Origin of the sequence: Streptomyces sp. SID13726, assembly GCF_010548375.1 — a bacterium.
GTDB lineage: Bacteria > Actinomycetota > Actinomycetes > Streptomycetales > Streptomycetaceae > Streptomyces.
The window spans coordinates 24101-50629 of the sequence record NZ_JAAGLY010000015.1 but is presented as its reverse complement, the minus strand read 5'-3'; the positions used below and the strand labels follow the sequence as shown (position 1 = coordinate 50629).

Below are 26529 nucleotides of genomic sequence, written 5' to 3'. Positions count from 1 at the left end.
GATTCGTGATGCGACTTCGTACGCTGACCGCCCTGGCCGGCGCACTGGCCCTGACTCTGACGGGGTGCGCGGGCAGCGGCTCCGCCGGATCCTCCTCGGGCACGGTGTCGTACTGGCTGTGGGACTCCAACCAGCTGCCCGCCTACCAGGCGTGCGCCACGGACTTCGAGAAGCGGAACCCCGGACTGCGCGTGAAGATCACCCAGTTGGGCTGGGACGACTACTGGACCAAGCTCACCGCGAGCTTCATCGCCGGGACCGAGCCGGACGTGTTCACCGACCACATCCAGAAGTTCGGGCAGTTCGCCGACCTGAAGGTGCTGGAGCCGCTGGACGATCTGGACATCGACCCGGCGGCCTACCAGAAGGGGCTCGCCGACAACTGGATCGGCCAGGACGGCCATCGCTACGGCGCCCCCAAGGACTGGGACACCGTCGCCCTCTTCTACAACCAGAAGGCGGCGACGGACGCGGGCCTCTCCGCGGCTCAACTGAGCGACCTTTCCTGGAACCCGAAGGACGGCGGCAGCTTCGAGAAGGCCATCGCGCACCTCACCGTCGACAGGAACGGCAAGCGGGGCGACGAACCCGGCTTCGACAAGAACCACGTCAAGGTCTACGGCCTCGCCAGCAACGGCGGCGGGGACGGCGACGGGCAGACCCAGTGGAGCAGCTTCGCCGCCTCCGCGGGCTGGACCTACACCGACAAGAAGCGGTGGGGCACGAAGTACCGGTACGACAGCGCGACCTTCAAGTCGGTCATCGACTGGTGGTTCGGGCTGGCGAAGAAGGGCTACATGGCCCCCTTCACCTCCTACAACTCCCAGTCCAGCCCCGGCAACGCCCAGGTCGCCGCGGGCAAGGCGGCCGCCACCCTCGACGGGGCCTGGATGATCTCGACGTACGCCGGGTTCAAGGGCATGAAGATCGCCACCGCCCTGACCCCCGAGGGCCCCACCGGCAAGCGCGCCACGATGATGAACGGCCTCGCCGACTCCGTCACCAAGAACGCCCGCAACAAGGCAGGGGCGTTGAAGTGGGTGAAGTACCTGTCGTCCGACGAGTGCCAGCGGACGGTGGGGAGTTACGGCATCGTCTTCCCGGCCACGCCCGACGGCACCGCGGCCGCCGTGGCCGCGTACAGGAAGAAGGGCATCGACGTCACGGCCTTCACCGAGCCGGTCGCCGACACCAGGGACTTCACGACCTTCTCCTATCCGATCACCAACTACGCGGCCGACGTGTACGCGCTGATGCATCCGGAAATGCAGGACATCTACGGCAACGGCAAGTCCGTTGACGGCCTCGACCGCACCACCGACCAGATCAACCTGATTCTCGACCAGTGAAGGGCACGCACTTCATGACGTTCTCCCTCGGCATCGTCGGCGCCGGCCAGTTCTCCGGCCAGTTCGCCACGCTGTTCCAGGCCCACCCCGGTGTCGGCGACGTCTACGTCACCGATCTGCTCCCCGAACGGGCCGAGCGGCTCGCCGAAGCACAGGGGCTCGCCGGCACCTTCCCCACCTACGAGGCCATGCTGGAGTCGAAGGAGGTCGACGCGGTCGCGATCTTCACCCAGCGCTGGACGCACGGCCCCCTGGTGCTCCAGGGGCTCAACGCCGGCAAGCACGTGTACTCCGCGGTGCCCATGGCGATCACCACGGAGGAGATAGCGGCCGTCATCGACGCGGTCCGGGCGACCGGGCTGACGTACATGATGGGTGAGACCAGCCAGTACAACCCGGCGACCGTGCACGCCCGCAACCAGATCGCCGAGGGCGCCTTCGGGCGGCTCTTCTACGCCGAGGGCGACTACGTCCACGACATGGACCTCGGGTTCTACGAGGCGTACCAGTACAGCGGGGGCGAGAGCTGGAAGGAGACCGCCAGCTATCCCCCGCTGCTCTACCCGACGCACTCGGTGGGCGGGGTGCTCGGCGCCTGGCAGACGCACGCGGTGAGCGTGTCGGCGATCGGTGTCGTCGACGACCGCGGGGACGGGGTGTTCGACAAGGAGGTCAGCCAGTTCGGCAACGACTTCTCCAACGCGACCGCGCTGTTCGAGGTGGCGGGCGGCGGGTCGTTCCGCACCAACGAGTTCCGGCGGGTCGGCTACCCGTCCCACATCCGGGAGTCGCGGTTCCGGTTCTTCGGGACCGAGGCGAGCATGGAGCAGCTCGCCACGGTCGCGCTGTGGCAGGACAAGAAGGGGGTGAAGGACATCAGCGAACTCCTTGAACCCAAGCCCACCATGTCTCCCGACGATCCGTCGCTCCAGCACATCGCGCCGGAGCTGCGGGCCGCCTTCACCTCCGGCTCGGCGCCGGTGCACGACCGGGCACGGCTGCCGCAGTCCTTCGACAACCTGCACAACGGCCACGAGGGCAGCCACCACTTCCTGGTGGACGACTTCGTGACCGCCGTCAACACCCGGTCGCTGCCCTCGGTCAACGCCTGGGTGGCGGCCCGCTACACCCTGCCGGGCGTCGTCGCGCACGACTCGGCACGGCAGGGCGGGGTCAGGCTGGAGATCCCGGACTTCGGGGACGCGCCTCAGTAACCCGTGCTCAGGGCCGGGTACCTGTCGCTCAGGTGCCCGGCTTGCGGCCGTACACGAAGACGTCGTCGCCCGTCTTCAGCAGCGACCAGTACTTCTTGGCGTCCTTCGGGGTCATGTTGGTGCAGCCGTGGGAGCCCGGCGGGTTCCACATGCTGAGGTTCACCGAGTGGAAGGCCTGGCCGCCGTCGAAGAACTGGCTGTACGGCATCGGCACGTTGTAGATCGACGAGACGTGGTTCTTGTCGCGCCAGTAGATCTTCTTCAGGCCGGTGCGGGTCTCGTAGCCGTCGCGACCGGTGCGGACCGGGACGGGGCCGTAGACGAGCCTGCTGCCGTCCTGGATCCAGCTCAGCTGGAGGGTGAGGTTGACGCAGGCGATACGGCCCTTGTTGGTCGGGCACTTGCCGTCCCGGTTGGGGTTGTGGCCGACGGCCTTCTGCTTGTTCATCAGGTCCATCACGCCCCAGGTGACGGATCCGGCGTAGCCGATGTTCGGTGTGATGCCGTGCTTGGTCTGGAAGGCCTTGATCGCCTTGCAGTCGGCGGTGGACTGCCGTCCGTCGACCGGGCGGCCGAGGAACTTCTCCACCTTCTTCTGGTACGGCCCCGCCTGCGTGGTGCAGCTCCCCGCCGCCTGCGCGGGCGCGGCGCCCAGCGCGATGGTCAGTGGTGCGACGAGTCCGGTGATGCCCAGCGCGACGGCGCCCCGTCTGCGTATGTCCCCCATGGCCTGTCTCCTCAGTACGGTGTGATCTCTGCCAGGTAGACCGGTGTTCGGGTGTGTTCGTTGTACTGCGGAACGGGCTGCGACGAAACGGTGACAATGTTCGGGTGCGGTGAGGGTCGTCCTGCGGGTGCGGCGCCGTTGTGGCTGGTCGCACAGTTCTCCGCGCCCCTGGGTGGGTCAGGCTTACTCTGCCCGCATGCACCCTGCGCTCGCCGAGGATCTGGCCCGGCTTCCCGAGCTCCTCCAGTCCGCTCGTGATCTCGCCTCCCGGGAACTCGCCGGGCTGACCGAGCGGCCTGTCGTACGGCTGGACAGAGCACCCGGTCCCCCTTCCCTGCCGGATCAGGGCGCCGGGACCCAGGCTGCGCTGGACCGGTTCGCCGAGCGGTGGGCGTCCGGGTTCTCCGGGTCCGCCGGGCCGCGCTATCTCGGGTTCGTCACCGGGGGTGCCACGCCCGCTTCCGTGGCCGGGGACTGGCTGACCAGCGCCTACGACCAGAACGGCTCCGGGGCCGTCGGTTCCTGGGCGGACGCGCTGGAGCGGGAGACCCTGGGGTGGCTGCGGGAGCTGTTCGGGCTGAGCGCCGCGCACAGCGGGGCCTTCGTCACCGGGGCGACCGTGTCGAACACCGTGGGGCTGGCGGTGGCCCGTGAGTGGCTGGGCGAGCGGCTCGGTGTGTCCGTCGCCGAGGAGGGGGCGGGCGCGCTCGGGGCGGTCGACGTGCTCTCCGGCAGCCCGCACTCCAGTGTCGCCAAGGCGCTGTCGGTGCTGGGCATCGGCCGGAACCGGCTGCGCCGGGTGCCGGTGCTCGGGGGCGGCCGGGAGGCCGTGGACGTGGGCGCGCTCGATGCCACGCTGGCGGAGCTGGGCGGGCGGCCGACGATCGTGGTGGCGAACGCCGGCACGGTGAACACGGTCGACTTCGACGATCTTCGGGCCATCGCCGCACTCAAGGAGCGCCACGACTTCTGGCTGCACGTCGACGCCGCGTTCGGCGCCTTCGCCGCGCTCTCCCCCGCCCACGCCCACCTCGTCGCCGGGCTCGACGCGGCCGACTCGGTCTGCGTCGACCTCCACAAGTGGCTGAACGTGCCCTATGACGCGGCCGTCCAGTTCACCCGCCGCCGGGACCTCCAGGTCGCCGTCTTCCACAACGCCTCGCCATACCTGGGCCTGCCCACCGGGGACCCCGACTTCCTCCACCTCACCCCGGAGAACTCCCGCCGCCTGCGCGCCCTTCCGGCCTGGTTCTCCCTCGTCGCCTACGGCCGTGAGGGGCACCGCGAGATCGTGGAACGCAATGTCGCCCTCGCCCGAGAGCTGGGTGACCGCATCGAGGACACCGAGGGCCTGCGGCTGTCGGCACCGGTCCGCCTCAACGTCGTCTGCTTCACCCTGGACCGGGACCCGGCCCAGGACCGGGTCGACGCGCTGGCCCGTGCGGTCGCCGAGTCCGGCGAGACCTTCCTGACGCCGACCGTGTTCGGCGGGGTGCCTGCGCTGCGGGCGGGGTTCAGCAACTGGCGTACGACCCGGGCCGACGTGGAGCGGGTGGCCGACGCCATTGCTTCGGCCGCTTCGGCCGTTTGAGCGCGGGCGGTCCCGCGTCTAAGGAGTGTCCAGCCATGCGTCGATGCGCGTGATCGCGTGTTCCACGGTGTCGCGCGGGGCGCCGGAGGCTTCGAGCGAGGTTCGGGCCACGGCGGCGAGCTGGTGGTCGGTGAGGGCGAGCGCCGTGCGGGCCGTTTCGTACTCCTGAAGCAGACCCGGACCGAACAGAAGCGGGTCGTCGGCGTTGAGGGTGCACCGCACGCCCTGGCGCAGCAGCAGCGGGAGAGGGTGTTCGGACAGCGAGGCGACGACCCCGAGGGCGACGTTGGAGGTGGGGCAGACGTCGAGGACTGTCCCTTCCGCGGCCAGGCGGGCGAGGAGAACGGGGTCCTCGACGGCCCGGACGCCGTGAGCGATCCGTCGGGCGCCGAGTACGTCGAGGGCGGCGCGCACACCGGCCGGACCGGCGAACTCCCCCGCGTGCGGGGCGAGGATGAGCCCGGCCTCGCGAGCGACGGCGAACGCCTCGGCGAACGGCTCAGGGGCATCGCGGGCCTCGTCTCCGGCCAGACCGAAGCCGACCACCCCACCACCGGCTCGCCTTGCCGCGAGACGGGCGGCCTCGACCGCCTCCGACGGGTCCGCGTTGCGCCGGGCGAACACCAGGACGCCGAAGCCGACGCCCAGCCGGGCGCCCGTGCGGCGGCCCTCGTCCATCACCTCGTCCAGCAGGTCGAGCGCGGCGTCCGGATCGTCCTCGTAGGTCAGCGGGTTCAGGTGCGGTTCCACCCATACCGCTCCGTCCGCGGCGGCGTCCTCGACCACTTCGCGCACCAGCCGCAGAAGGTTCCTGCGCGGGCCCTCGCGCACCACTCGGGCGGCGGCCCCGTAGAGGGCGCCGAAGTCCTGGAACGAGGCGAAGCCGGTGGAATCCGGCGGGTGTTCGCCGCGTTCGGCCGCCAACTCCGCGAGCGTGGCGGGACGCATCGCGCCTTCGAGATGCAGATGGAGATGTGCCTTCGGCAGCCGGTCCAGCGTTCGCACCTTCAGGCTCCCCGCTCCGGATGGACCGTCGCATGGAACCCGGTGTTGACCGCGGTGAGTCCGCCGTCGACGACCAGGGTGGTGCCGGTGATCCACGCGGCGTCACGGGAGGCGAGGAAGGCGACCGCGGCGGCGATGTCGTCGGGCTCGCCGACTCTGCCGAGCGGGTACAGGCGTCGCATCGCGGCGAGTTCGTCCTCGCGTCCCTCCCAGGCGGAGGTGCGGACGGTGCCCGGCACGACCTGGTTGACGCGGACCCCGCGGGCGGCGGCGTGGCCGGCGAGGGTGCGGGTCAGGGAGGCGAGGCCCGCCTTGGCGGCGCTGTAGGCGTGGTTGCCAAAGTCCTGGAGGCCGTTGACGGAACCGATGTTGACGATGGCACCGCGTCCGGAGGCGACCAGATGCGGGAGGGCGGCGCGCGAGCAGCGGTAGGGGCCGCCCAGGGTGATGTCGAGGTCCCGGGCCCACTCGTCGTCGGAGTCGTCCTCGAAGAGCGGGGTCTCGGGGGTGCACCGGGCGGCGCAGTTGACCAGGACGTCGAGCGAGCCGAAGGTGTCGACGGCGTGGGCGACGACCGACTCGACGGCCGGGCGGTCGGCCACGTCGCACTCCGACGCCCGCGCGGTCAGGCCCTGTTCGCGAAGACGCGCGGCCGTCCTCTCCACGACCGCCCCGTCCCGGTCGGTGAGCAGGACCGCCGCGCCCTCCTCGGCCAGCCTGCGGGCCGTCGCCGCGCCGATGCCGCGGGCAGCGCCCGTGACGAGAACTCCGTGCCCCTCGAAGCGCTGTGTGTGCGTCATGGGTCGAAGGTAGTCCCCCGGTGATCAACCGGGCGGATACCGTTCGTCCATGTCAGCGTTCCTGCAGCAACTCCCCGCGCTCATAGGCGTCGTCATCGGCGCGCTCGGTTCCTATCTGGCGGTCGTGCGGGGCGACCGGGCCAGGTTCCAGCGGGAGCAGGCGGCCCGCTGGGACGAACGCAAGCTGGCGGTGTACGCCGACTACGCGCGGACGCTGAAGAAGTCCGTCACCCTCGCCTACCGGACCGCCTCGCACTTCGGCATCGACCGCCACCCGCACCCGCTGACGCCCGAGGAGGCCCTGCCGCTGCTCACCGAGGCCACGATCGCCAGGGACCCGGCCGGGGAGGCGCTGATCCTGCTGGGCAGCCCCGAGGTGGTGGAGCGGGCCCGGACCTGGGTCGTGGTCCTGCTGGAGATGGAGGCTTTCCTGCGCGCGGGGACCCGGGACCAGGCAGCCTGGCAGGCGCTGGTGGACCGGCAGCGCGGTGGGCGCGAGGGGTACTACGCCGCCGTACGCGAGGATCTCGCGCTGCCTCCCGGGCACTCGGCGCGCTGGCCGCTCGCGCCCGCCGCGCAGAACCCTCCGGGTCAGCGGTAGCCCGTCACGTCGGCCGGTTTGCCCGCGTCCTGGACCTCGACCAGATAGCGCCAGGCGTCCGGGCGGCTGCCGTCGAGGTCAGTGAAGCCGTACGTCCGGGCGAGCGAGCCCCCGTCGAGGGACTGCCCGTTCCAACGGGCCACCTCGGGGTCGGAGGCGAGGGCGGCCACCGCGCGGCCCACATAGCGCGGGGTCTCCGAGATGGCGAAGTGGGGGACGCGGTCGAGGGCGTCGCGCCAGTTCTCCTCCCGCACCTCGTAGTGCTCGAGCATCATCTCGGAGCGCAGCCAGCCCGGGGTGAGCGCGACGGCGGTGGCGCCGCGCGGGCCGAGTTCGTGGCCGAGGGCGAAGGCCATGCGGATGACGGAGGTCTTGGCGAGGTCGTAGAAGAAGGAGACGCGGTAGTTCTCGCGGTTGTAGGCGTCGGTGCCGTCGGTCATCTCGACGACCAGTCCGCCCGGTGTGCGCAGCAGCAGCGGCAGGGCGTGGTGGCTGGTGATCGCGTGGGTCTCGACGGCGAGCCTGAGCAGCCTGAGGCCGTCGTCCAGGTCGTGCTCCCACACGGGGCTGCCCCACGCGAAGAGCTTCTCGCCGCCCCAGATGTCGTTGACCAGGATGTCGAGGCGGTCCTGCTCCTCGGCGACGCGGTCGACGAGGGCGCGGACCTGTCCGGGGTCCAGGTGGTCGGTGGGTACGGCGATGCCGTGGCCGCCGGCCGCGGTGACGAGGTCGGCGGTGTCCTCCAGGGTCTCGGGGCGGTCGTACTCGGAGCGGCTCGCGCGGGTGCTGCGTCCGGTGACGTAGACGGTGGCGCCCGCCGCGCCCAGTTCGACGGCGATGCCGCGTCCGGCCCCCCGTGTGGCTCCGGCGACCAGTGCGACCTTGCCGTGCAGCGGCTGTGACATGTCCGACCTCCCGTTGTGCCCGATGACGCTTCGAGCATGGCCGGGAAGCCGGACAACCTCTGTCGTGATTTAGGGGCGGGTCACCCGGTCGCGCGCAGTTTCTCGTCCAGGGTGTCCAGATCCGGCAGGAACCAGATGTGGCCGCCCTGGTTCGTCTCGTGGACGAAGTCCCTGAGGGCGGTGCTGTCGTCGAGGTGGCGGGTGACGTCACCGACGACGGCCAGTCGTACCCGGTAGGTCACGAACTTCTGCATCACCGCGCCCGCGAGGCCCGACCGCAGCCGGAAGAACTCCTCGGCGACCCGTGTCACGGGTACGGCGACCACCTGGGCGTCGCGGCCCATGGCGTCGCCGATCAGGTCGAGGGCGGCCCGCTCGCCGTCCAGCGGGGGGCCGTCCGGGGCGCAGTGCAGGACGTTCACGCCGTTCAGGTGCACGACGTCGTCAGTGGCCACGGTCGATCCACTCCTGGAGGTGCGGGGCCTCGGCGCCGATGGTGGTGGGGTCGCCGTGGCCGGTGAGGACCTTCGTCCCGGGCGGCAGGGCGAGCAGCCGGTCGCGGATCGAGTCGATGATCGTCGGGAAGTGGGAGAAGGAGCGGCCGGTGGCGCCCGGGCCGCCCTGGAAGAGGGTGTCCCCGGTGAAGACGGCCCCGAGGCCGGGGTCGTGAAGGCAGACCGCGCCCGGTGCGTGGCCGGGGGTGTGCAGCACCGTGAGGTCGGCACCCGCGGCCTCGATGACCTGCCCGTCGCGCAGGTGGGCGTCGGGGTCCCGGTCGGGGTGGGTCTGCTTCCAGAGGGGCAGGTCGTCGGGGTGCAGCCAGATCGTGGCGCCGGTGCGGTCCGCGAGGGCGGGTGCGGCGTCGATGTGGTCGTTGTGGGCGTGGGTGCAGACGATCGCGGTCAGCCTGCGGTCGCCGACGGCCTGGAGGATGGCGTCGGCGTCGTGGGCGGCGTCGATGACGATCACCTCGTGGTCGTTGCCGACGATCCAGACGTTGTTGTCGACGTCCCAGGTGCCGCCGTCGAGACTGAACTGCCCTGAGGTGACGAGGCGTTCGATGCGCGGAGCCATCAGAGCACCACCACCGAGCGCAGGACGTCGCCGTGGTGCATGCGCTCGAACGCCTTCTCCACCTCGTCGAGTCGGATGGTCTCGGTCACGAACGCCTCAAGATCCAGGCGGCCTTGCAGATGCAGGTCGATCAGCATGGGGAAGTCGCGGGAGGGCAGACAGTCGCCGTACCAGGACGACTTGAGCGAGCCACCGCGGCCGAAGACGTCGAGGAGCGGCAGCTCCAGCTTCATCTCCGGGGTGGGCACGCCGACCAGGACGACGGTCCCGGCGAGGTCGCGGGCGTAGAAGGCCTGCTTGTACGTCTCGGGGCGGCCGACCGCCTCGATGACGACGTCGGCGCCGAAGCCGCCGGTGAGGTCGCGGATGGCCTCGACCGGGTCGTTCTCGCGGGAGTTGACGGTGTGGGTCGCGCCCATGGTGCGGGCCTTCTCCAGCTTGCGGTCGTCGATGTCCACGGCGATGATCTTCGCCGCGCCCGCGAGGTTCGACCCGGCGATGGCGGCGTCGCCGACTCCGCCGCAGCCGATCACGGCGACGGTGTCGCCCCGGCCTACCTGCCCGGTGTTGATCGCGGCACCGATGCCGGCCATCACGCCGCAGCCCAGCAGGCCCGCGACCGCGGCCGAGACCGACGGGTCGACCTTGGTGCACTGTCCGGCGGCGACGAGAGTCTTCTCGGCGAACGCGCCGATCCCCAGGGCCGGGGACAGCTCCCTGCCGTCGGTGAGCGTCATCTTCTGCTTCGCGTTGTGGGTGTTGAAGCAGTACCAGGGCCGCCCACGCAGACAGGCACGGCAATTGCCGCACACGGCACGCCAGTTGAGGATCACGAAGTCGCCGGGCGCGACGTCGGTCACCCCCGCGCCGACCGACTCCACGACACCGGCGGCCTCGTGGCCGAGCAGGAAGGGGAAGTCGTCGTTGATCCCGCCCTGCTTGTAGTGCAGGTCGGTGTGGCAGACCCCGCAGGCCTGCACCTGCACGACGGCCTCTCCGGGTCCCGGATCCGGCACCACGACCGTCTCCACCCGCACCGGCTCGTCCTTGCCGGGTGCGATCACCCCGCGTACCTCCTGCGCCATGGCCTGACCCCTTCTGTCGCCCGGTGCACGTCCCTCCGACCCTACGTGTGACTGATCAGTAACGGCATGGATTCCGCCACCGAAAAATACCCCCGGGGGTACCTCTGCTACGGTGGAACACATACCCCCGGGGGTAAATTTCCCCGAGTTTCCACGAGGAGAGGAGTGCTGTCGTGTACTTCGTCGACACCATCGAGGTGCCGGGCCTGGGCAACCGCGGCTACCTGGCGGGCGGTGCCCGCAGCGCCGTGGTGGTGGATCCGCCGCGGGACATCGACCAGGTGATCGCGGCGGCGGCCCGGCGCGGGGTGCGGATCACGCACGTCGCCGAGACGCACGTCCACAACGACTACGTGACCGGTGGCCTGGAGCTGGCCCGGCTCACGGGGGCCGCCTACCTGGTGCCGGCCGGGGCGCGGGTCGCCTTCGCGCGGACGCCGGTCGCCGACGGGGACCTGGCGGAGATCGGGGACGGGCTGGTGCTGCGGGCCCTCGCCACTCCCGGTCACACCCCGCACCACACCTCGTACGTCCTGGAGGAGTCCGGGAGCGCGGTGGCGGTCTTCACCGGCGGCTCCCTGCTGATCGGCACCGTGGGACGGCCCGATCTCGTGGAGCCGGGGCTGACCGGGCGGCTGGCGCGGGCGCAGTACGCCTCGGCGCACCGGCTGGCCGCGGAGCTGCCGGACGAGACGGCCGTACTGCCGACGCACGGGTTCGGGAGTTTCTGTTCCGCCGCGCGGGCCGGGGGCGGGGAGTCGACGACGATCGGGCGGGAGCGTGGCTCGAACGAGGCGCTGGTCAAGGATGTCGACGCGTTCGTCGCCGATCTGCTCGCCGGGCTCGACGACGTGCCCGCCTACTACGCGCACATGGGTCCCGCGAACGCGCAGGGTCCCGGCCCGGTGGACCTCACCCCGCCCCGGCCGGCGGACGCCGAGGAGATCGCCGCGCGGCTGGCGGCCGGTGAGTGGGTGGTGGACCTGCGGGACCGGCGGGCCTTCGCCGCCGGGCATGTGGCGGGGGCGCTCAACTTCGAGGCGGAGGGGCAGCTCGCCACCTACCTGGCCTGGCTGGTGCCGTGGGGCAAGCCGGTCACCCTGCTGGCGGCGACGTCCGCCCAACTCGCCGACGCCCAGCGGGAACTGGTCCGCGTCGGCATCGACCGGCCCGCCGCGGCGGCGACCGGGTCACCGGCCGACTGGCTGCGGGACGGCGAGTCACCGCGCGCTTTCCCCCGCGGCACTTTCGCAGAGCTGGCGGCTGCAGACCCGGACAGGGTCGTGGTGCTGGACGTGCGGCGGGACTCGGAGCGGTCGGACGGTCACATCAGGGGTTCGCTGCACATTCCCCTGCACCGGCTGCGCGACCGGCTGCCGGAGATACCGGACGGCGTGGTGTGGGTGCACTGCGCGGGCGGGATGCGGGCCGGCATCGGCGCCTCGATCCTCGACGCGGCCGGGCGTCAAGTGGTCGCCGTGGACGACGGGTTCGCCTCGGCCGCCGAGGCCGGGCTCCCCATGGCGAGGATCACCGCGGCGCAGGCCCACGAACGGACGGGCACGGAGGGGACGGCCGTACTCCTGGACGTCCGTGAGCGGGAGGAGTGGGCCGCGGGGCATGCGCCGGGGGCCGTGCACGCTCCGCTGTCCGCGCTGCTGGCGGGCGGCCGGTTGCCCGAGGCCGCCGCGAACCGCCCGGTGGTCACCGTCTGCCGGTCCGGCAAGCGGTCCCGCGCGGCGGTCGCACTGCTGGAGGCGCGGGGCGTGGACGCGGTCGACGTACTGGGCGGAATGGCGGCGTGGGTGGCGGCGGGGCTGCCGGTGACGGGCGGATCGCCGGCCGCCGGACGTGTCGGCCGGGACCCGGAGCAAGGCGATCCGCGCCACGCCGACGCGCACCGCACACCGGCCGGAGCGCCCTCGGGCGACTCCGCCGCCCCGGTCAGGTGACCCCGCTCGTCCTCGCCCTGTTCGCCGGCGGTCTCACCGGACTGGCGCTCGGCGCGCTCGGAGGCGGCGGGAGCATGCTGGCCGTGCCCGCGCTCATCTATCTGCTCGGCTTCAGTCCGGCCGCGGCCACCACCGCGGGACTGGTCGTCGTCACGCTGACCTCGGTGACCGCGCTGGTCACGCACGCGCGCGAGGGCGCGGTGCGGTGGCGCGAGGGTGCCCTGTTCGCGGCGGCGGGACTCGTGCCCGCGGCGGTCGGCGGGGCGGTGTCAGGGCACCTGTCCTCCGGTGTGCTGACGGGTGCGTTCGCCGTGGTCGCCGCCCTCGCCGCGGTGCGGATGCTCCGGCCTTCGGCATCGGTACGACCGGACGGTGTGCCGGTGCGCGCCGGCCGGGTCGCCAGGACCGGGGCGGGGCTCGGCGCGGTGACCGGGGTGCTGGGCGTGGGCGGCGGCTTTCTCGCCGTACCGGCACTGGTGAACGTCGTCGGTCTGCGGATGCGGGCCGCGGTGGGGACCAGCCTCCTGGTCATCACCGTCAACTCGCTGGCCGCGCTGGCGGCGCGCACCGGTACGACCGTCGACGTCGACTGGGGTGCCGTCGCCCCGTTCGCCGCGGCCGCGGTGCTCGGCGCCTGGGACGGCAGGCGGCTCGCCGCCCGGCTGTCGGCGAGCGCGCTTCAGCGGACGTTCGCCGTGGCCCTGCTGGCGGTGGCCCTGTTCATGCTGGTGGACGCCGTCGTCTGAGGGTCAGGCCAGTGACAGGAACAGCTTCTCCAGGCGGGCCTTCATCTGTTCGGTGGTCTCGCCGTCGCCGTTCTTCCCGGGGTCGGTCAGGCACTGCTGGAGCCCCGTGGCGATGATCGCGAAGCCGGCCCGGTCGAGGGCGCGGGAGGCCGCGGCGAGCTGGGTGACCACGTCCTCGCAGTCCCGGCCCTCCTCGATCATCTTGATCACCCCGGAGATCTGCCCCTGCGCCCGGCGCAGCCGGTTCAGCACGGACTTGAGCTCATCACCCTCGAACTGAAGTTCCACCATCACTCCTCTGCATACCCTTGGGGGTATTTTACCTCCTTCGGGTCATCTCCTCGCCTCACCTTCCTCTCCGAAAGGACCACGTCCGACATGACCCCTTCCGCTCTCGACTCTGCCCAGGCCGACGCCCGTCTGGACCGGCTGACCGTCGTCGACGTCCGGACCCCGGGCGAGTACGCCTCCGGTCATCTGCCCGGGGCCCTCAACATCCCGCTGGACCAGATCGGGCGGGCGCTGCCCGCGCTCCGGGAGGCACCAGGCGACCTGCTCGTCGTCTGCGCCTCCGGCGCGCGGTCACGCGGCGCGTGCGAGCTGCTCGCCGAGCACGGCATACGGGCACTCACCCTGACCGGCGGCACCCGGGGCTGGGCCGAGGCCGGTCACCGGCTCGACCGGCCGGCCTCCGGTACGCGGACCGTCTGGTCCATGGAGCGGCAGGTCCGCTTCACGGCGGGCGCCGTCGTCCTGGCCGGTCTGGGGCTCGGACTGCTACATCCGGCCTGGCAGTTGCTCGCCGCGGGCATCGCGGGCGGACTGGTCCTCTCCGCGGTCACCGACACCTGCGGGATGGCCGCCCTGCTGGCAAAGCTGCCGCACAACCGCCCCCGACCGGCCGACCTGGACGCGACCCTGGCGGCGCTCGCCGGGCGCTGACCTTCCACGGCGCTCGCCGGGCACGACCGTCCACGGCCTGTCGGCTGACCTTCCACGGCCTGCCGCCTGATCGTCTCCGGCCTACCGCAGGAACTCCCGGACCGCCCGCTCCAGGCCCTCCTCCTCGAAGCAGTTCCGGCCGTCGAGGGTCAGCAGCCGGTGCGGGACGTGGACGAGGGTGGCGGCGACATGGCAGGCCGTGGTCCCGGTGGGGCCGGGTTCGGCGAGCACCACGTCCGCGTGGTCGGCGGCGAGCACCGCCGTCCGCAGGCCGATCTCGTCGAAGGGCCGCAGGGTGCGGGCGTAGAGCACAGCCAGGTCCAGGTCCGCCGTGGCGCGGAGCACCGGGTCGAGGGTGGCGCCCACGGCGAGCACCACCCCGGCCCGCCCGTCCCTGACCCGTGCGAATCCCTCGGCAGCGGCCCGCGGTTCGGCGTTGGCCTCGGCGGTCACATGGACGTAGGCGCGCTCGCCCCGGTGCCCGGCGTCCAGGATCGTCTGCCGCACCTCGTCGGGATGGCCGGGCACATGCAGCGTCCACCGCGGATCCGCGGCGAACCTGCTCAGCTCCTCCAGGGCGCCGTAGCCGACGACGACTCCGCCGTCGGACGGGGTCCGGGGCAGGGTTTCGGCTACGGCGAGGAGCATGTCGGACTGCATGGGTCGGCCTCCTGCGGGCGAGTTCCCGGGGCACGTCAAGAATTCGGGAAGAAGCCTCTTGACGTGTATTCATATTCCCCGGGATTCCCTGCTTTTCGGCGTCCGAAAGCAGCGAAGGAGAACCTTTGATAACCCCACAGGAAAGTGGCCCTCTCTTTGCCGTGCCGAGGCTTTCTCCTGGTTTCCGATCAAGATCACCGAGCGTAGGTTGGCGCTGGGATTTCCTCGGTACGCACAGTGGAAGGGAACGTGGCCATGCCGGAGCAGGAGACACATCCGACCGTCCGTCTCATCGTGGGACCGACCGGTGTCGGCAAGAGCGCGGCGGCCACCGCGCTGGCCCGCGCAACCGGGGCACCGATCGTGGTGGCCGACCGGTTACAGTGCTTCACCGACCTGCTCACGACCAGCGCCCGGGCGGGGGCCGACGTGCCGGGCGTGCAGCGGTACTGGCTCGGCGACCGAACCTTCGCGGACGGCGACCTGTCGGCGGTCGAGGCCACCGACTCCCTTGTCCGGCTGGTGGACCGGCTCAGTGAGCGGCATCCGTCGGTGATCGTCGAGGGCGGTTCGGTGTCCCTGCTGCGGGAGCTGTCGGCCCGCCGCCGTGAGCTGCCCTGGCGTGCGACGGTCCGGGTCCTCCCGGTGCCCGACCGTGCCTCCTACGTCGAGGCCCTGACCCGCCGGGCGTTCACGATGCTCGCGCCGGCCGCGCCCGACCGCAGCCTCCTGGAGGAGCTGGCGGCGCTCTGGCGCGACCCCGGGCAGCGGTGGCTGGCCGCGTCCGTCAACGGCTTCGAGGCGGTGCTCGAATGCTGCGCCAAGTACGGGATCGGTGTGGAAACGATCTCCGACGGGCAGCTGTCCGAAAGCGTGCTGTCCCGAATGGCGGCGCTCATCGCGGAACGGCACGCGGAACACGGACTTCTCCAGCACCGCGTGTTCGGCGAAATTTTCGAGGGCTGGGAAATGCGGTCGGAAACCGGCCACGGTGTCGTGGAGCGTGCGGCGTGAAAGGGATATCCGGGCTCGTCTCGCTGCCCGGGGCGAGCGCCGGGCAGCTGGCGGGCGCGACGGACGACTTCGGCCACATCGTCGGCTCCCGGCCCCTGGGGGTACTGACCGCCCGGTCCGCCGACACGGTCCGGGAACTCGTCGCGTTCGCCGGTCCGCGCGGACTGCCGGTCACGGCGCGCGGCGGCGGTCACGCGCTGTACGGACAGGGGCAGGCGCACGGCGGGTACGTCGTCGACATGGGCCCGCTCGACGAGGTGCGCTGTGCTCCGGCCGACCGCACGCTGAGCGCCGGAGCGGGCGCGCCCTGGAGCGCGGTGGTGCGCGCCGCGCTGGCCGAGGGACTCACGCCGCCGGTGCTCCCCGACCATCTCGGCACCAGCGTCGGCGGGGTGCTCAGCACCGGCGGCTTCGGCGCCACCAGCCACCGCCACGGACTGGTCGCGGACTGGGTGCGGGACCTGGACGTCGTCACGGGCAACGGCGAACTGCTGACCTGTTCCCGCGAACAGCGCCCCGATCTCTTCGACGCGGTGTCGGCCGGTCTCGCCCAGTGCGCGCTGATCGTCCGGGCCACCCTGCGGCTGCTGCCCGCGCCCGCGCGCGTCCGGCGGTTCCGTCTCCACCTCGGCGAGCCCCAGCGCTATCTCACCGATCAGCGCCGGCTCTGCCGTGACGGCCGGTTCAGCCATGTGTGCGGTCAGGCGCGTCCGGCGGTCGGCGGCGCGTGGACGTACATGATCGAGGCCGTCGCCCCGCACACCGACGAACTCCCGGGCGACGACGACCTGTTGATCGGGGACCTCGGCCACGACCGCGACACCGTGGAGATCGAGGACCTGCCGTACGAGGAGTTCCTGCACCGCCCGCGGCGCGACGAACGGCTCCTGCGCGCCACCGGCGAGTGGCAACGCCCGCACCCGTGGCTGTCGTTGCTGCTCCCCGAGGACAGCGCCGCCGCCTTCGTCCCGGAGGTGCTGGCCGACCCGGCCCAGCGCGCTCTGCGGACCTGCGGCGCGGTGCAGCTGCGCCCCCTGACCGGCCGCGCGCTGGGGGCCCGGCTGCTGCGCAGGCCACCGGACGAACGCCTGTGCCTGCTCACCCTGATGCGGACGGCCCCGCCCACCGACCCGGTCGCCGTACGGGAGTTGGTGGCCGCCAACCGCGCGGTGTACGAGCGGGCGCGGTTCGTGGGCGGTGTGCTCCACCCGGTGAGCGCCCTGCCCATGGCTCCGGAGGACTGGCGCGCCCACTTCGGCCCGCTCTGGCCCGACCTAGTCCGCGCCAAGGGCCGCCACGACCCGCATCGCATCCTGACCCGGGGGTACGGACTGTGGGCGTGAGCGCCGTCACCGTCTTCTGCGGCGCCTCCCCCGGCCGCACCGCCGGGCATCGGCGGATCGCCGGGGAACTGGGCCGGGCCCTCGCCGGGGCGGGGCTGCGCCTGGTCTACGGCGGCGCCCGCACCGGCCTGATGGGGGCGCTCGCGGACGCTGCCCTGGCCGCGGGCGGGGAGGTGACCGGGGTCGTGCCGCGCGCGATGCTGCCGTACGAGATCACGCACACCGGGCTGACCCGGCTGGAGCTCGTCGGGGACCTGCACGAGCGCAAGGCGCGGATGGGCGAGGCGGGGGACGCCTTCGTGGCCCTGCCGGGCGGGCTCGGCACCGTCGAGGAGCTCATGGAGGTGCTGTCCTGGGCCCAGTTGCGCCTCCACCGCAAGCCGTGTCTGCTCCTGGATCCGTCCGGTTTCTACGAGCCGTTGCTCGCCTTCCTGGAGCAGGCGCGCGAGGAGGGATTTCTGCACTCCGGGGATCTGGAGCGGATCATCGTGTGCCGGTCGGTGCCGGAGGTGCTGGACCGTCTGGCCGGTCCGGCGCGGGAGGAGCACCCGGTGGTGCTGCCGCGGGCCAGGACCGCGTTCCTGTTCTCGGCGGTCGGCTCGCAGCAGCCGGGCATGGGCCGTGAACTCCACGCCGCCCAGCCGGTGTTCGCCGCCGCCATCGACGAGGTCTGTGCCCTGCTGGACCCGTATCTCCAACGCCCGCTGCGGGAGGTGATGTTCGCCCCGGCGGGCACGTCCGACTCCGCGCTGCTGGACCGGGCCGCGTACAGTGCCCCGGCGATCTTCGCCGTCCAGGTGGCCCAGTACCGGCTGCTGGAGAGCCAGGGCGTGCTGCCGGACGTGCTGTTCGGGTACTCGGTCGGGCATCTGGCCGCCGCCCACGCGGCCGGGGTGTTCTCGCTGCCGGACGTCTGCCGTGCGACGGGAACGCTGTCGCGGCTGATGACCGGGCTGCCGGAGGGCGGACGGATGGCGGCCGTCGAGGCTTCCCCGCAGGAGCTGCGGCCGAGGCGGGGCGTGGTGGTGGCCGCGGTCAACGGGCCGCGGTCCGTGGTGGTGTCGGGCGACGGCGAGACGGTCCTGGAGATCTGCGCCGAGTGGGCGGCGCGCGGACGGCGGACCCATGTGCTGCGCGCGGACGTGGCCCCGCACTCCCCGCACTTCGACCCGCTGCTGGCGGAGTACCACGACACCCTGCGCACCCTGGACCTGCGGGCCCCGCGGCTGCCGCTGCTCTCCGACGTCACCGCGGCGCCGGTCACCGCCGAGCAGGCCACCTCGCCCGGCTTCTGGGTGCGTACCGTGCGCGATCCCGTGCGCTTCACCGACGTGGTCGACCGGCTGCACGGCGACGGCGTGACGTCGTACGTGGAACTGGGGCCCCGCGAGGTGCTGGCCGGGATGCTCGCCGACTGTCTGCCGCCGGACGGCGCCCGGCCGCTCGTGGTCAGCGTCGCCGGGAACTGGCGGGCACCGCGGGAGAGCGCCGACGTAGCCTGAAGGCTCCGCACGCCGACCGGCCCCGAGGAGCACCGTGAGCACCACCGAGCCGGAGACCGCCCCGCCCACCTGGCGGTTGCTCCTCGGATATGTGAGACCGCACCGCTGGACCCTGCTCGGCGGTGCCGTGCTCTCGCTGCTGACGGGGGCCACCGGGCTGCTGCTGCCGCTGGTGGCCCGTGAGTTGATCGACGACCTGTCCCACGACCGCACGATCACCGGCGCGTTGCTCGTCATGTCGGCGCTCGTGATCGCCAACGCGGCCGTGGGCGGGCTGGGTTCCTACGTGCTGCGGCGCACCGCGGAGTCGGTGGTGCTCGGGGCTCGGCGCGCGCTGTCGTCGTATCTGCTGCGGCTGCGCATCACGGCCGTGGACCGCACCGAGCCGGGTGACCTGATGGCCCGGATCACCTCGGACACCACACTGCTGCGCGAGGTGACCACCGACTCGCTCGTGGGCCTCGGCACGGGTGGGCTCACGCTGGTCGCGACCGTCGTGATGATGGGCTTCGTCGATCCGGTGCTGCTGGGCGTCACGCTGGCCGTGATCCTCGCCGCGGGCACGGTCCTCGGGGTGATCGTGCCCCGTATCAACCGGGCGAGCCGGCAGGCGCAGGACGCGGTCGGCGTGATGGGCGCCTCCCTGGAGCGCATCCTCGGCGCGCTGCGCACGGTGAAGGCGTCCGGTGCCGAGCACCGGGAGGAGGCGACGCTGCACGCGGCCGCCGAGGAGTCCTGGCGGCAGAGCGTGCGGGCCGCCAAGTGGTCGGCCGCCGCGGGCAATACGGCCGGACTGGCGATGCAGATCGCGTTCATCACGGTGCTCGCGGTGGGCGGCGCACGGGTCGCGACCGGGGCGATCGACGTCGGCACACTGGTGGCGTTCCTGCTCTACGTCTTCTACCTCATGTCCCCGATCCAGCAGGTCGTCGGCGCGATCACGCAGTACCAGACGGGCGCGGCGGCGCTCGCCCGCATCCAGGAGGCGCTGCGGCTGCCCGCCGAACCGGCAGCGCGTCCGGCGCCGTTGCCCGCCGACGGGGCGGAGCCCGCCGCCGTCGCCTTCTCGGACGTCCGGTTCCGGTACGCCGACGATCTGCCGTACGTCCATCACGGAGTGACCTTCGACGTGCCCGCGCGGGGGATGACGGCGTTCGTCGGGCCGTCCGGGGCGGGCAAGACGACGGTGTTCTCGTTGATCGAGCGGTTCTACGACCCCGAGTCCGGCGTGGTGACCCTGGACGGGCTGGACCTCGGCGACTGGGAGCTGCCCCGGCTCCGGTCCGCCATCGGGTACGTGGAGCAGGACGCGCCGGTGCTGTCGGGGTCGCTGCGGTCGAACCTGCTGCTCGGGAACCCCGAGGCGGACGACGACGCCGTCACCCGGGTGCTGAAGACGACCCGGCTCGACGGGCTGGTGGCCAAGCTGCCCGGTGGGCTGGACACGCTGGTCGGGCATCGCGGGACCAAGCTGTCGGGCGGGGAGCGGCAGCGGGTGGCCATCGCTCGGGCCCTGCTGCGGCGGCCCCGGCTGTTGCTGCTGGACGAGGCCACGTCCCAGCTGGACGCGGTGAACGAGGCGGCGTTGCGGGACACGGTGGCGGACGTGGCCCGGACGACCACGGTGCTGGTGGTGGCGCACCGGCTGTCCACGGTGACGATGGCCGACCGGATCGTGGTGATGGACGCGGGGCGGGTGCGGGCGGTGGGGACGCATCAGGAGCTGGTCGCCGGGGATCCGCTGTACGCGGAGCTGGCGGCTACGCAGTTCCTCGCGACGGCCGGCTGAGCCTCACCCTGCCAGTCGCTTGAGGCGTTCCGCGTCCGCTGTCCGCGGGCACGTCACGCACGCCTCGGCGGGGCGGATCGCGTAGAACATGCAGCAGCCCGTCCGCGTACGGGTGGTGTGCCGACTGCCGTCCTCCGCCACCAGCCGGCGGAAGTCCGCCCCGTCCGGATACGGCGGTACGGCTGCCGGCAGCACCTCGGTGGCGGCCCGGACGGCCGCCGCCTCCTGGCCGAGCATCCGGCCCAAGTACCAGATCCCGGAGACCAGATCGTCGCCGACCATGCCCCACAGAGCGCGCGAGCGGCGGCGGGCCACCGGGGCGATCGCGGCCAGCAGGGGGCGCATGTGGTCGGCGACCGACATGCGCAACCGGGCGTGCAGCTGGTCCTGCTGAGGGAGCGTCAGGACACCCGGGTACAGGGCCAGTCGGTCGTCGGTGAGGCAGGCGAGTTCGGTGCCGGGTGTGATGGCGTACGTGCCCGAGGCGAGGTCGATCCGAAGGTCCTCGGGGCGGATGCGGGGCACCCTCCGGTCGAGGTACCAGGCGCCGCCCATGAGGACGCCGACGGTCCAGGCGTAGTCGTGCAGGGCCCGGGACGCGGCGACGTCCGGGCGGACCCGCACTCCGTAGCGATCGTGAATTCTTTCCGACTCGGCGGCGACGAACGCGTGCAGCGCGTCCGCGTCAGCCGTCAGCCGGGCGGCCGTCATGCCCGGGCCCGGCGTCTCCTCGACGCGGACCGTGAGGGCCTCGCAGGTGTCGCCGAGCCGACGGTAGACATCGCCGAGGGCGCGCGAGACCGCGCTGTCCGGCGACGTCTTCAGGGCCAGGGACATCGGCGCTCCCGCACAGAGATTTCAAAGACAACGGACAAGGCAAGGCTTACCTTACCTCCACGTCGAAGCCTGGGCGATCAAGGTATTCCCATGTCAAAGCCTTCACATAGGAAGTTGATATCTAAAGCAAGGCTAACCTAAGCTCACGGCTCGTGACTGCGACCCAACGGGGCGCGCCTGCCACAGGTGTGTCCTTCCGTGCCTCCCGGCACATACCCCTGTTCGTCCTCGGCCTCGGCGCCCTGACGCTCTGCGCCGCGCTGAGCCTCGCGCTCGGCGCGCGCTCGGTGCCCCTGTCGACGGTGGCCGACGCGCTGTTCGGCGACGCCCACGGGCGGGACGCGCTGGTGGTGACCGGGCTGCGCCTGCCCCGCACGGTCATCGGACTCGCGGTCGGAGCGGCGCTCGGGGTCGCCGGCGCCGTTGCGCAGGCAATCACCCGCAACCCGCTCGCCTCGCCGACCACCCTCGGCATCAACGCGGGCGCCGGTTTCGCGGTGGTCGTCGCGATCTTCGCGCTGAAGCTCGAAAGCCCCGTCGAGTACGTGTGGTTCGCGTTCGCCGGTGCCGCGGTAGCCGCCCTCTTCGCACAGGCCCTCGCGCGCCGGGCCGGGGACATCGATCCCGTACGGCTCGCGCTCGGCGGCACCGTCCTCCAACTCGTCCTGCTGTCCTGGACGTCCGCCGTGATGCTGCTGAACCAGCGCACCCTCGACGAGGCCCGCTTCTGGCTCGCCGGCTCGCTGGCCGGCCGCGACCTGGACGTCCTGTGGCCCGTACTGCCCACCATCGTGCTGGGCCTGCTGGTCTCCCTGGCCCTCTCCCCCGCCCTCAACGCCCTCGCCCTGGGCGACGATTCGGCCGCGTCGCTGGGCGTACCGGTGGCCCGCATCCGGCTCGCGGGCGGTATCGCGGTGGTCCTGCTCGCCGGGTCCGCGGTCGCGGTGGCCGGTCCGGTCGCCTTCGTCGGGCTCGCCGCGCCGCATCTCGTACGGCCGTTGCTGGGCGGCGACCACCGGCTGTTGATCCCCGGCTGTCTGATCGCGGGCCCGCTGCTGCTGCTCTCGGCGGATGTGATCGGGCGGCTGGTGATCCGCCCCTCGGAACTGGAGGTCGGCATCGTGACCGCCTTCCTGGGCGCGCCCCTGCTGGCGCTGCTGGCCCGGAAGGTGGCCCGATGAGCAAGCGGTCCCTGATGTACGCGGGGGTCGGTCTCGTCACCCTGTTCGTGCTCCTCACCGTCTCCCTGACCACCGGCGAGATGAGCATCCCGGCGCCCACCGCGCTGCGGGCGCTGGTCGGTCTCGGGGACCCCGGAAACGTGCTCGTGGTACAGGAGTTCCGGGCGCCCAGGTCGGTGGCGGCGATCGTCGCCGGGGCCGGACTGGGCGCGGCGGGCTGTGTCCTTCAGCGGCTGTTCCGCAATCCGCTGGCGTCCCCCGACGTCATGGGCGTGACCGGCGGCGCCTCCCTGGGCGCGGTCTCCCTGCTCGCCGCCGGTGCCTCGCAGACCCTGATCCCGCTCGGCGCGCTGGCCGGCGGACTGCTCGCCGCCCTGCTCCTCGGGGTGTTCGCCTGGCGCTCCGGGCTCGCCGTCACCCGGCTGGTGCTGACCGGTCTCGCCGTGCAGGCGGGTCTGGCCGCCGCCGTGAATCTGATGATCGTGCGCTTCCCCGCCGAACTCGCGGGCTCCGCGCTCCAGTGGACCACCGGTTCGGTGTACGGCCGAACCTGGACGCAGGTCTGGGGCGCGGGCGGCGCCATGGTGGTCGCCTTGGCCGTCGCCCTCGTCCTGCACCGCAGGCTCGCGGTGCTCGACCTCGGGGACGACTCGGCGGGCGCCCTCGGTCTCAACACCTCGGCCGCCCGGCTCCAACTGCTGTTCATCGCGGTCGCTCTGGCGTCCCTGGCGGCCGCGCTCGCCGGCCCGGTGACGTTCGTGGCGCTCGCCGTCCCGCACATCGTGCGGTTCCTGACCGGACCGCCGACCGCCGTCTCACTGGCCCTCGCCTCCCTCACCGGGGCGGTGCTGCTGCTCGCCTCCGACCTGGTGGTCCAGCATCTGCTGCCGGTGGAGGGGCTGCCGGTCGGCGCGGTCACCGCGACGCTGGGCGCGCCCTGGCTGCTGGTGCTGATGTTCCGCCAGAGCTCGCCCGTCCGCGGGAGCCACGCATGACGATCACACGGAAGCCGGAGTCGCGGGAGTCACGCATGACCACCACACAGAAGCCGGAGCCGCGGGTGTCCACGTCCAACCAGCTGTCCACCCGCTCCCTCGATCTGCGCTACGGCGACCGGCTCGTCGTCGGCGGGCTCGATCTGACCCTGCCCGGTGGCGCGGTCACCGCGATCGTCGGCCCCAACGCCTGTGGGAAGTCGACCCTGTTGCGCGGTCTGAGCCGGCTGCTCGCACCGGCCGCGGGACAGGTCACGCTCGACGGCGCCGACGTCCACCGGATGTCCGCCCGGTCGCTGGCCCTCAGGATGGGGCTGCTGCCGCAGCAGCCGGTCACACCCGAGGCGATCACCGTGGAGGCGCTGGTGCGGCTCGGCCGGTATCCGCACCAGCGGCTGCTGAGCCCGTGGTCGGCGGCCGACCAGAAGGCCGTCGAGGAGGCCCTGGAGCGGACCGGCACGACCGCGCTGCGCGACCAGCCGGTCGACCGGCTCTCCGGCGGCCAGCGCCAACGCGCCTGGATCGCGCTGGCGTTGGCGCAGGACACCGAACTGCTGCTCCTCGACGAGCCCACGACCTTCCTCGATCTGCGCCACCAGCTCGACGTGCTCGACCTGGTGGCCGCCCTGCACGCCGAGGCGGGCCGCACCGTGGTGATGGTGCTGCACGACCTCGGACAGGCCGCCCGGTACGCGGACCACATGGTGGTCCTCAAGGACGGCCGGCTGGCCGCCGCCGGCACCCCGGCCGACATCCTCGACGCGGACCTCGTCAGGTCCGTCTTCGACGTCGAGTGCCGGGTGATTCCCGACCCGGAGACCGGCACCCCGCTGGTCGTCCCGAAGAGCAGCGCGGTGCGGCGCCCGGCCGCGTCCGCCTGACCCCTCCCTACCGAGAAAGACCGACCCCCCATGTTCAAGCGCTCTCCCCTGCGCGGATTCCGGCGGCTGCTGGCCGTGCTGCTCGCCGTCGTCCTGGGTACGGCCGTGCTGGCCGCCTGCGGCAGCGAGGACTCCTCCGACAGCTCGACGCCGGCGAAGGCCGCCGACGCGTCCGCCGGCTTCCCCCGCACGCTCAAGACCGTGATGGGCGACGTGAAGATCCCGTCCAAGCCGAAGCGGGTCGTCGTGCTCGACACCGGCGAGCTGGACGACGTCACCCTGCTCGGCATCGACCCGGTCGGCGCGGTCGCCCCGCACTTCAAGACCGAGGGCGGCTTCCCGACGTACCTGAAGGGCGAGCTGGGCGGCACCGCCGACGTCGGCCCGCTCCTGGAGCCCAACCTGGAGAAGATCGCCTCGCTGAGGCCCGACCTGATCCTGTCGTCGAAGGTCCGCCACGAGGCCGTCTACGACAAGCTCAGCGCCATCGCCCCGACCGTGTTCACCGAGACGACCGGCGGTGTCTGGAAGCAGAACCTGAAGGTGCACGCCGAGGCGCTCGGGCTGGAGAAGGAGGCCGCGGCCAAGCTCAAGGAGTACGAGACGCAGGCCAAGGCGCTCGGTGAGGCCATCAGGAAGAAGGACGGCGGCACCATGCCGACCGCGTCCGTGGTCCGCTTCATCGCCGGTCCGACCCGTCTCTACCAGACGAACTCCTACAGCGGTGTGGTCCTGAACGACATCGGCTTCAAGCGGCCCGCGTCGCAGGTGTCGAACGACCCCGCGGTCACGATGAAGGACGTCAGCCCCGAGCAGATCGACCAGGCCGACGCCGATCTGATCTTCGTCACCACCGCCGACACGCCGGACAAGACCCAGGAGAAGCAGGTGACCTCCAACCCGGTGTGGAAGTCCCTCCCTGCCGTCAAGGACGGCAAGGTCCACACGGTCCCGGACGAGACCTGGATGTCCGGCATCGGGGTCCAGGCCGCCGAGCAGATGCTCGCGGACGTGGCCAAGGCCACCGGTGTGCCGCTCCCGAAGAAGTAACTCCCGCTGAACCGGGGCGGGCCCCGACCACGAGCGCGGACCGCCCCAACCCCCCACCCGCTAGCGGAAGTTGCCCCTCTGTCATGCGCCTGTACCTGCTCGCCCTGAATCCGACCGACTCCGTCACCGAGGGCTTCCTGCCCGCCGCCGCCCGGCTGGGCCTGGACGTGACCGTCCTGACCGACCAGCCCGAGGCGCACCGCCACGCGTATCCGGAGACCGAGATCCTGGAGTGCGACGTCCGTGACTTCCGGGCCGTGATCACCCGGATCTCCACCCACCGGCGTCCCGATGCCGTCTTCACCAACAGCGACCACCTCCAGACCCAGGCCGCCCTGGCCGCCGCCTACTTCGGCCTGCCCGGCAAGGACTGGCGGGCCACCCTGCGCGCCAAGGACAAGGCGGAGATGCGGCGGCATCTCGCTGCCGCAGGGGTGGACACCGTGTGGTCGGCGGAGATCACCGAGGCCGATATCACCGGGCCCGTGGCGATCGACGCGCCCTACCCCTGCGTGCTCAAGCCCCGCGAGGGCGTGGCCAGCGAGGACGTCGTGCTCGTCGACGGCCCGGAGGACCTCGTCACCCACGCCAAGGAGATCCTCGACCGGCGCCCCGGGACGGTGCTGGTCGTCGAGGAGTACCTCCCCGGCGAGCTGTACACCCTGGAGACGCTCGGCGACGGCCGGGTCCGCCATGTCCTAGGCGGCTTCCACACCGAGTTGTCACCGCCGCCGTACTTCATCGAGGAGCGGCTCGTCTTCGTGCCCGCGCACCCGGAGCCGGTGGTGGCTCAGGTGCTCGCACAGCTCGACGCGCTGGGCGTGGGGTTCGGGGCCTGTCACACCGAGTTCGTGGTGCACGAGGGGCGGGCCCGGATCATCGAGGTCAACTACCGTGCCATCGGGGACCAGTGCGATCTGCTGCTGGCCCGGCTGCTGGACGTCCCGCTCTTCGAGCACGTCCTGCGCACCCACCTGGGCGAGCCGCTCCCGGCCGACCTGGGCGTCCGTCACGACGGGGCCGCACGGCTGGAGTACCCGTGCGCCGACCGCGCCGGCACCCTCACCGAGGCGCCCGAGGCGGCTGAACTCACCGTGGAGGGCGTGCATCTGACGTACCGTCCGCTGCGGCGGACCGGCGAGCGGCACGACCTGTACCGCACCAACCGGGACTACCTGGGCGTCCTGCGGGCCACCGGCACCGACCAGCCCACGGTGGACCGGGTCGTGGCGGACTTCCTGGCCGCGCAGCGCTGGGAGATCCAGCCGTGACCCGGTCCACGATGA

26 protein-coding genes and 1 pseudogene are annotated in these 26529 nt (G+C 72.2%); 17 read left to right on the top strand and 10 right to left on the bottom strand.

The features are described 5' to 3' along the window. Window positions 1–8: 8 nt before the first annotated feature. Complete coding sequence (locus tag G3I78_RS31730) at window positions 9–1349, top strand: extracellular solute-binding protein (protein ID WP_164430898.1); 1341 nt, start codon at window positions 9–11, stop codon at window positions 1347–1349. A 14-nt stretch (window positions 1350–1363) separates the two neighbouring features. Further along, complete coding sequence (locus tag G3I78_RS31725; RefSeq protein ID WP_164430896.1) at window positions 1364–2563, top strand: Gfo/Idh/MocA family oxidoreductase; 1200 nt, start codon at window positions 1364–1366, stop codon at window positions 2561–2563. 28 nt (window positions 2564–2591) lie between these two features. On the opposite strand, the gene G3I78_RS31720 is transcribed toward G3I78_RS31725, so the two are convergent. Then, window positions 2592–3290, bottom strand: a complete 699-nt coding sequence (locus G3I78_RS31720) for a L,D-transpeptidase family protein (RefSeq protein WP_164430894.1) — start codon at window positions 3288–3290, stop codon at window positions 2592–2594. A 196-nt stretch (window positions 3291–3486) separates the two neighbouring features. Here G3I78_RS31720 and G3I78_RS31715 point away from each other — a divergent pair, with 196 nt between their 5' ends. Then, window positions 3487–4881, top strand: a complete 1395-nt coding sequence (locus tag G3I78_RS31715; protein ID WP_164430892.1) for a pyridoxal-dependent decarboxylase — start codon at window positions 3487–3489, stop codon at window positions 4879–4881. Between the two features lie 18 nt (window positions 4882–4899). On the opposite strand, the gene add is transcribed toward G3I78_RS31715, so the two are convergent. After that, complete coding sequence (gene add, locus G3I78_RS31710) at window positions 4900–5886, bottom strand: adenosine deaminase (RefSeq protein ID WP_164430890.1); 987 nt, start codon at window positions 5884–5886, stop codon at window positions 4900–4902. 2 nt (window positions 5887–5888) lie between these two features. After that, entirely contained in the window at window positions 5889–6686 is a 798-nt protein-coding gene (locus tag G3I78_RS31705) for an SDR family NAD(P)-dependent oxidoreductase (protein WP_164430888.1), read from the bottom strand. 49 nt (window positions 6687–6735) lie between these two features. On the opposite strand from G3I78_RS31705, the gene G3I78_RS31700 reads away from it, so the two are divergent. Then, the gene (locus G3I78_RS31700) at window positions 6736–7287 is read left to right on the top strand and encodes a hypothetical protein (protein WP_164430886.1); all 552 of its coding nucleotides are present in this window, start codon (window positions 6736–6738) and stop codon (window positions 7285–7287) included. On the opposite strand, the gene G3I78_RS31695 is transcribed toward G3I78_RS31700, so the two are convergent. From G3I78_RS31695 to G3I78_RS31680, 4 genes are all read right to left on the bottom strand, one after another. Continuing rightward, the gene (locus G3I78_RS31695) at window positions 7278–8192 is read right to left on the bottom strand and encodes an SDR family oxidoreductase (protein WP_164430884.1); all 915 of its coding nucleotides are present in this window, start codon (window positions 8190–8192) and stop codon (window positions 7278–7280) included. The genes G3I78_RS31700 and G3I78_RS31695 overlap by 10 nt on opposite strands. 80 nt (window positions 8193–8272) lie before the next feature. Continuing rightward, a complete protein-coding gene (locus tag G3I78_RS31690) occupies window positions 8273–8647 on the bottom strand; it encodes a DUF4180 domain-containing protein (RefSeq protein ID WP_164430881.1) in 375 nt (124 codons plus the stop codon). Beyond that, window positions 8637–9266 carry an MBL fold metallo-hydrolase gene (locus tag G3I78_RS31685; RefSeq protein WP_164430879.1) on the bottom strand — a complete coding sequence of 210 codons (630 nt, stop codon included), beginning with the start codon at window positions 9264–9266 and terminating at the stop codon, window positions 8637–8639. The genes G3I78_RS31690 and G3I78_RS31685 overlap by 11 nt, the downstream gene beginning before the upstream one ends. Continuing rightward, on the bottom strand, window positions 9266–10351 hold the full coding sequence (locus tag G3I78_RS31680) for an S-(hydroxymethyl)mycothiol dehydrogenase (protein WP_164430877.1): 1086 nt from the start codon (window positions 10349–10351) through the stop codon (window positions 9266–9268). The genes G3I78_RS31685 and G3I78_RS31680 overlap by 1 nt, the downstream gene beginning before the upstream one ends. Before the next feature lie 173 nt (window positions 10352–10524). On the opposite strand from G3I78_RS31680, the pseudogene G3I78_RS31675 reads away from it, so the two are divergent. From G3I78_RS31675 to G3I78_RS31670, 3 genes and pseudogenes are all read left to right on the top strand, one after another. Next, a pseudogene (locus tag G3I78_RS31675) lies at window positions 10525–11874 on the top strand (MBL fold metallo-hydrolase); the annotation flags it as partial. Continuing rightward, window positions 11872–12303 (top strand): rhodanese-like domain-containing protein, encoded by a 432-nt coding sequence (locus tag G3I78_RS52270; RefSeq protein WP_239158180.1) that lies wholly within the window; start codon window positions 11872–11874, stop codon window positions 12301–12303. The pseudogene G3I78_RS31675 and the gene G3I78_RS52270, both read left to right, overlap by 3 nt. Then, window positions 12300–13049, top strand: coding sequence for a sulfite exporter TauE/SafE family protein (locus tag G3I78_RS31670; protein WP_164430873.1), 750 nt, complete (start codon window positions 12300–12302; stop codon window positions 13047–13049). The genes G3I78_RS52270 and G3I78_RS31670 overlap by 4 nt, the downstream gene beginning before the upstream one ends. Window positions 13050–13052: 3 nt before the next feature. Here G3I78_RS31670 and G3I78_RS31665 read toward each other — a convergent pair whose 3' ends face one another. Further along, window positions 13053–13337, bottom strand: coding sequence for a metal-sensitive transcriptional regulator (locus G3I78_RS31665; protein WP_164431215.1), 285 nt, complete (start codon window positions 13335–13337; stop codon window positions 13053–13055). A gap of 90 nt (window positions 13338–13427) precedes the next feature. On the opposite strand from G3I78_RS31665, the gene G3I78_RS31660 reads away from it, so the two are divergent. Beyond that, window positions 13428–13991, top strand: a complete 564-nt coding sequence (locus G3I78_RS31660) for a rhodanese-like domain-containing protein (protein ID WP_164430871.1) — start codon at window positions 13428–13430, stop codon at window positions 13989–13991. A gap of 81 nt (window positions 13992–14072) precedes the next feature. Here the strand turns inward: G3I78_RS31660 and G3I78_RS31655 are convergent, their stop codons facing one another. After that, complete coding sequence (locus G3I78_RS31655) at window positions 14073–14651, bottom strand: transketolase (RefSeq protein ID WP_164430869.1); 579 nt, start codon at window positions 14649–14651, stop codon at window positions 14073–14075. A gap of 255 nt (window positions 14652–14906) precedes the next feature. Between G3I78_RS31655 and G3I78_RS31650 the strand changes: the two genes are divergently transcribed. Genes G3I78_RS31650 through G3I78_RS31635 form a run of 4 tightly spaced genes read left to right on the top strand, consistent with a single transcriptional unit; the run spans window position 14907 to window position 20299 of the window. After that, window positions 14907–15665, top strand: coding sequence for an isopentenyl transferase family protein (locus G3I78_RS31650; protein ID WP_164430867.1), 759 nt, complete (start codon window positions 14907–14909; stop codon window positions 15663–15665). After that, window positions 15662–17008: an FAD-binding protein gene (locus G3I78_RS31645; RefSeq protein ID WP_164430865.1), complete on the top strand. Its 1347-nt coding sequence runs from the start codon at window positions 15662–15664 to the stop codon at window positions 17006–17008. The genes G3I78_RS31650 and G3I78_RS31645 overlap by 4 nt, the downstream gene beginning before the upstream one ends. Next, window positions 17005–18510 carry a TIGR00730 family Rossman fold protein gene (locus tag G3I78_RS31640; RefSeq protein WP_343243898.1) on the top strand — a complete coding sequence of 502 codons (1506 nt, stop codon included), beginning with the start codon at window positions 17005–17007 and terminating at the stop codon, window positions 18508–18510. Before G3I78_RS31645 ends, G3I78_RS31640 begins: the two co-directional genes overlap by 4 nt. 34 nt (window positions 18511–18544) lie before the next feature. Then, entirely contained in the window at window positions 18545–20299 is a 1755-nt protein-coding gene (locus tag G3I78_RS31635; RefSeq protein ID WP_164430861.1) for an ABC transporter ATP-binding protein, read from the top strand. Window positions 20300–20302: 3 nt separating this feature from the next. On the opposite strand, the gene G3I78_RS31630 is transcribed toward G3I78_RS31635, so the two are convergent. Next, entirely contained in the window at window positions 20303–21136 is an 834-nt protein-coding gene (locus G3I78_RS31630) for a (2Fe-2S)-binding protein (protein ID WP_164430859.1), read from the bottom strand. Window positions 21137–21324: 188 nt separating this feature from the next. Here G3I78_RS31630 and G3I78_RS31625 point away from each other — a divergent pair, with 188 nt between their 5' ends. From G3I78_RS31625 to G3I78_RS31605, 5 genes are all read left to right on the top strand, one after another. Continuing rightward, window positions 21325–22317, top strand: coding sequence for an iron chelate uptake ABC transporter family permease subunit (locus G3I78_RS31625; protein WP_164431213.1), 993 nt, complete (start codon window positions 21325–21327; stop codon window positions 22315–22317). Continuing rightward, window positions 22314–23312 (top strand): iron ABC transporter permease, encoded by a 999-nt coding sequence (locus G3I78_RS31620; RefSeq protein WP_164430857.1) that lies wholly within the window; start codon window positions 22314–22316, stop codon window positions 23310–23312. The genes G3I78_RS31625 and G3I78_RS31620 overlap by 4 nt, the downstream gene beginning before the upstream one ends. Window positions 23313–23347: 35 nt before the next feature. Continuing rightward, a complete protein-coding gene (locus G3I78_RS31615; RefSeq protein WP_164430855.1) occupies window positions 23348–24193 on the top strand; it encodes an ABC transporter ATP-binding protein in 846 nt (281 codons plus the stop codon). Between the two features lie 30 nt (window positions 24194–24223). After that, window positions 24224–25243, top strand: coding sequence for an iron-siderophore ABC transporter substrate-binding protein (locus G3I78_RS31610; RefSeq protein ID WP_164430853.1), 1020 nt, complete (start codon window positions 24224–24226; stop codon window positions 25241–25243). An 83-nt stretch (window positions 25244–25326) separates the two neighbouring features. Further along, complete coding sequence (locus G3I78_RS31605) at window positions 25327–26514, top strand: ATP-grasp domain-containing protein (protein ID WP_164430851.1); 1188 nt, start codon at window positions 25327–25329, stop codon at window positions 26512–26514. Window positions 26515–26529 lie beyond the last annotated feature (15 nt).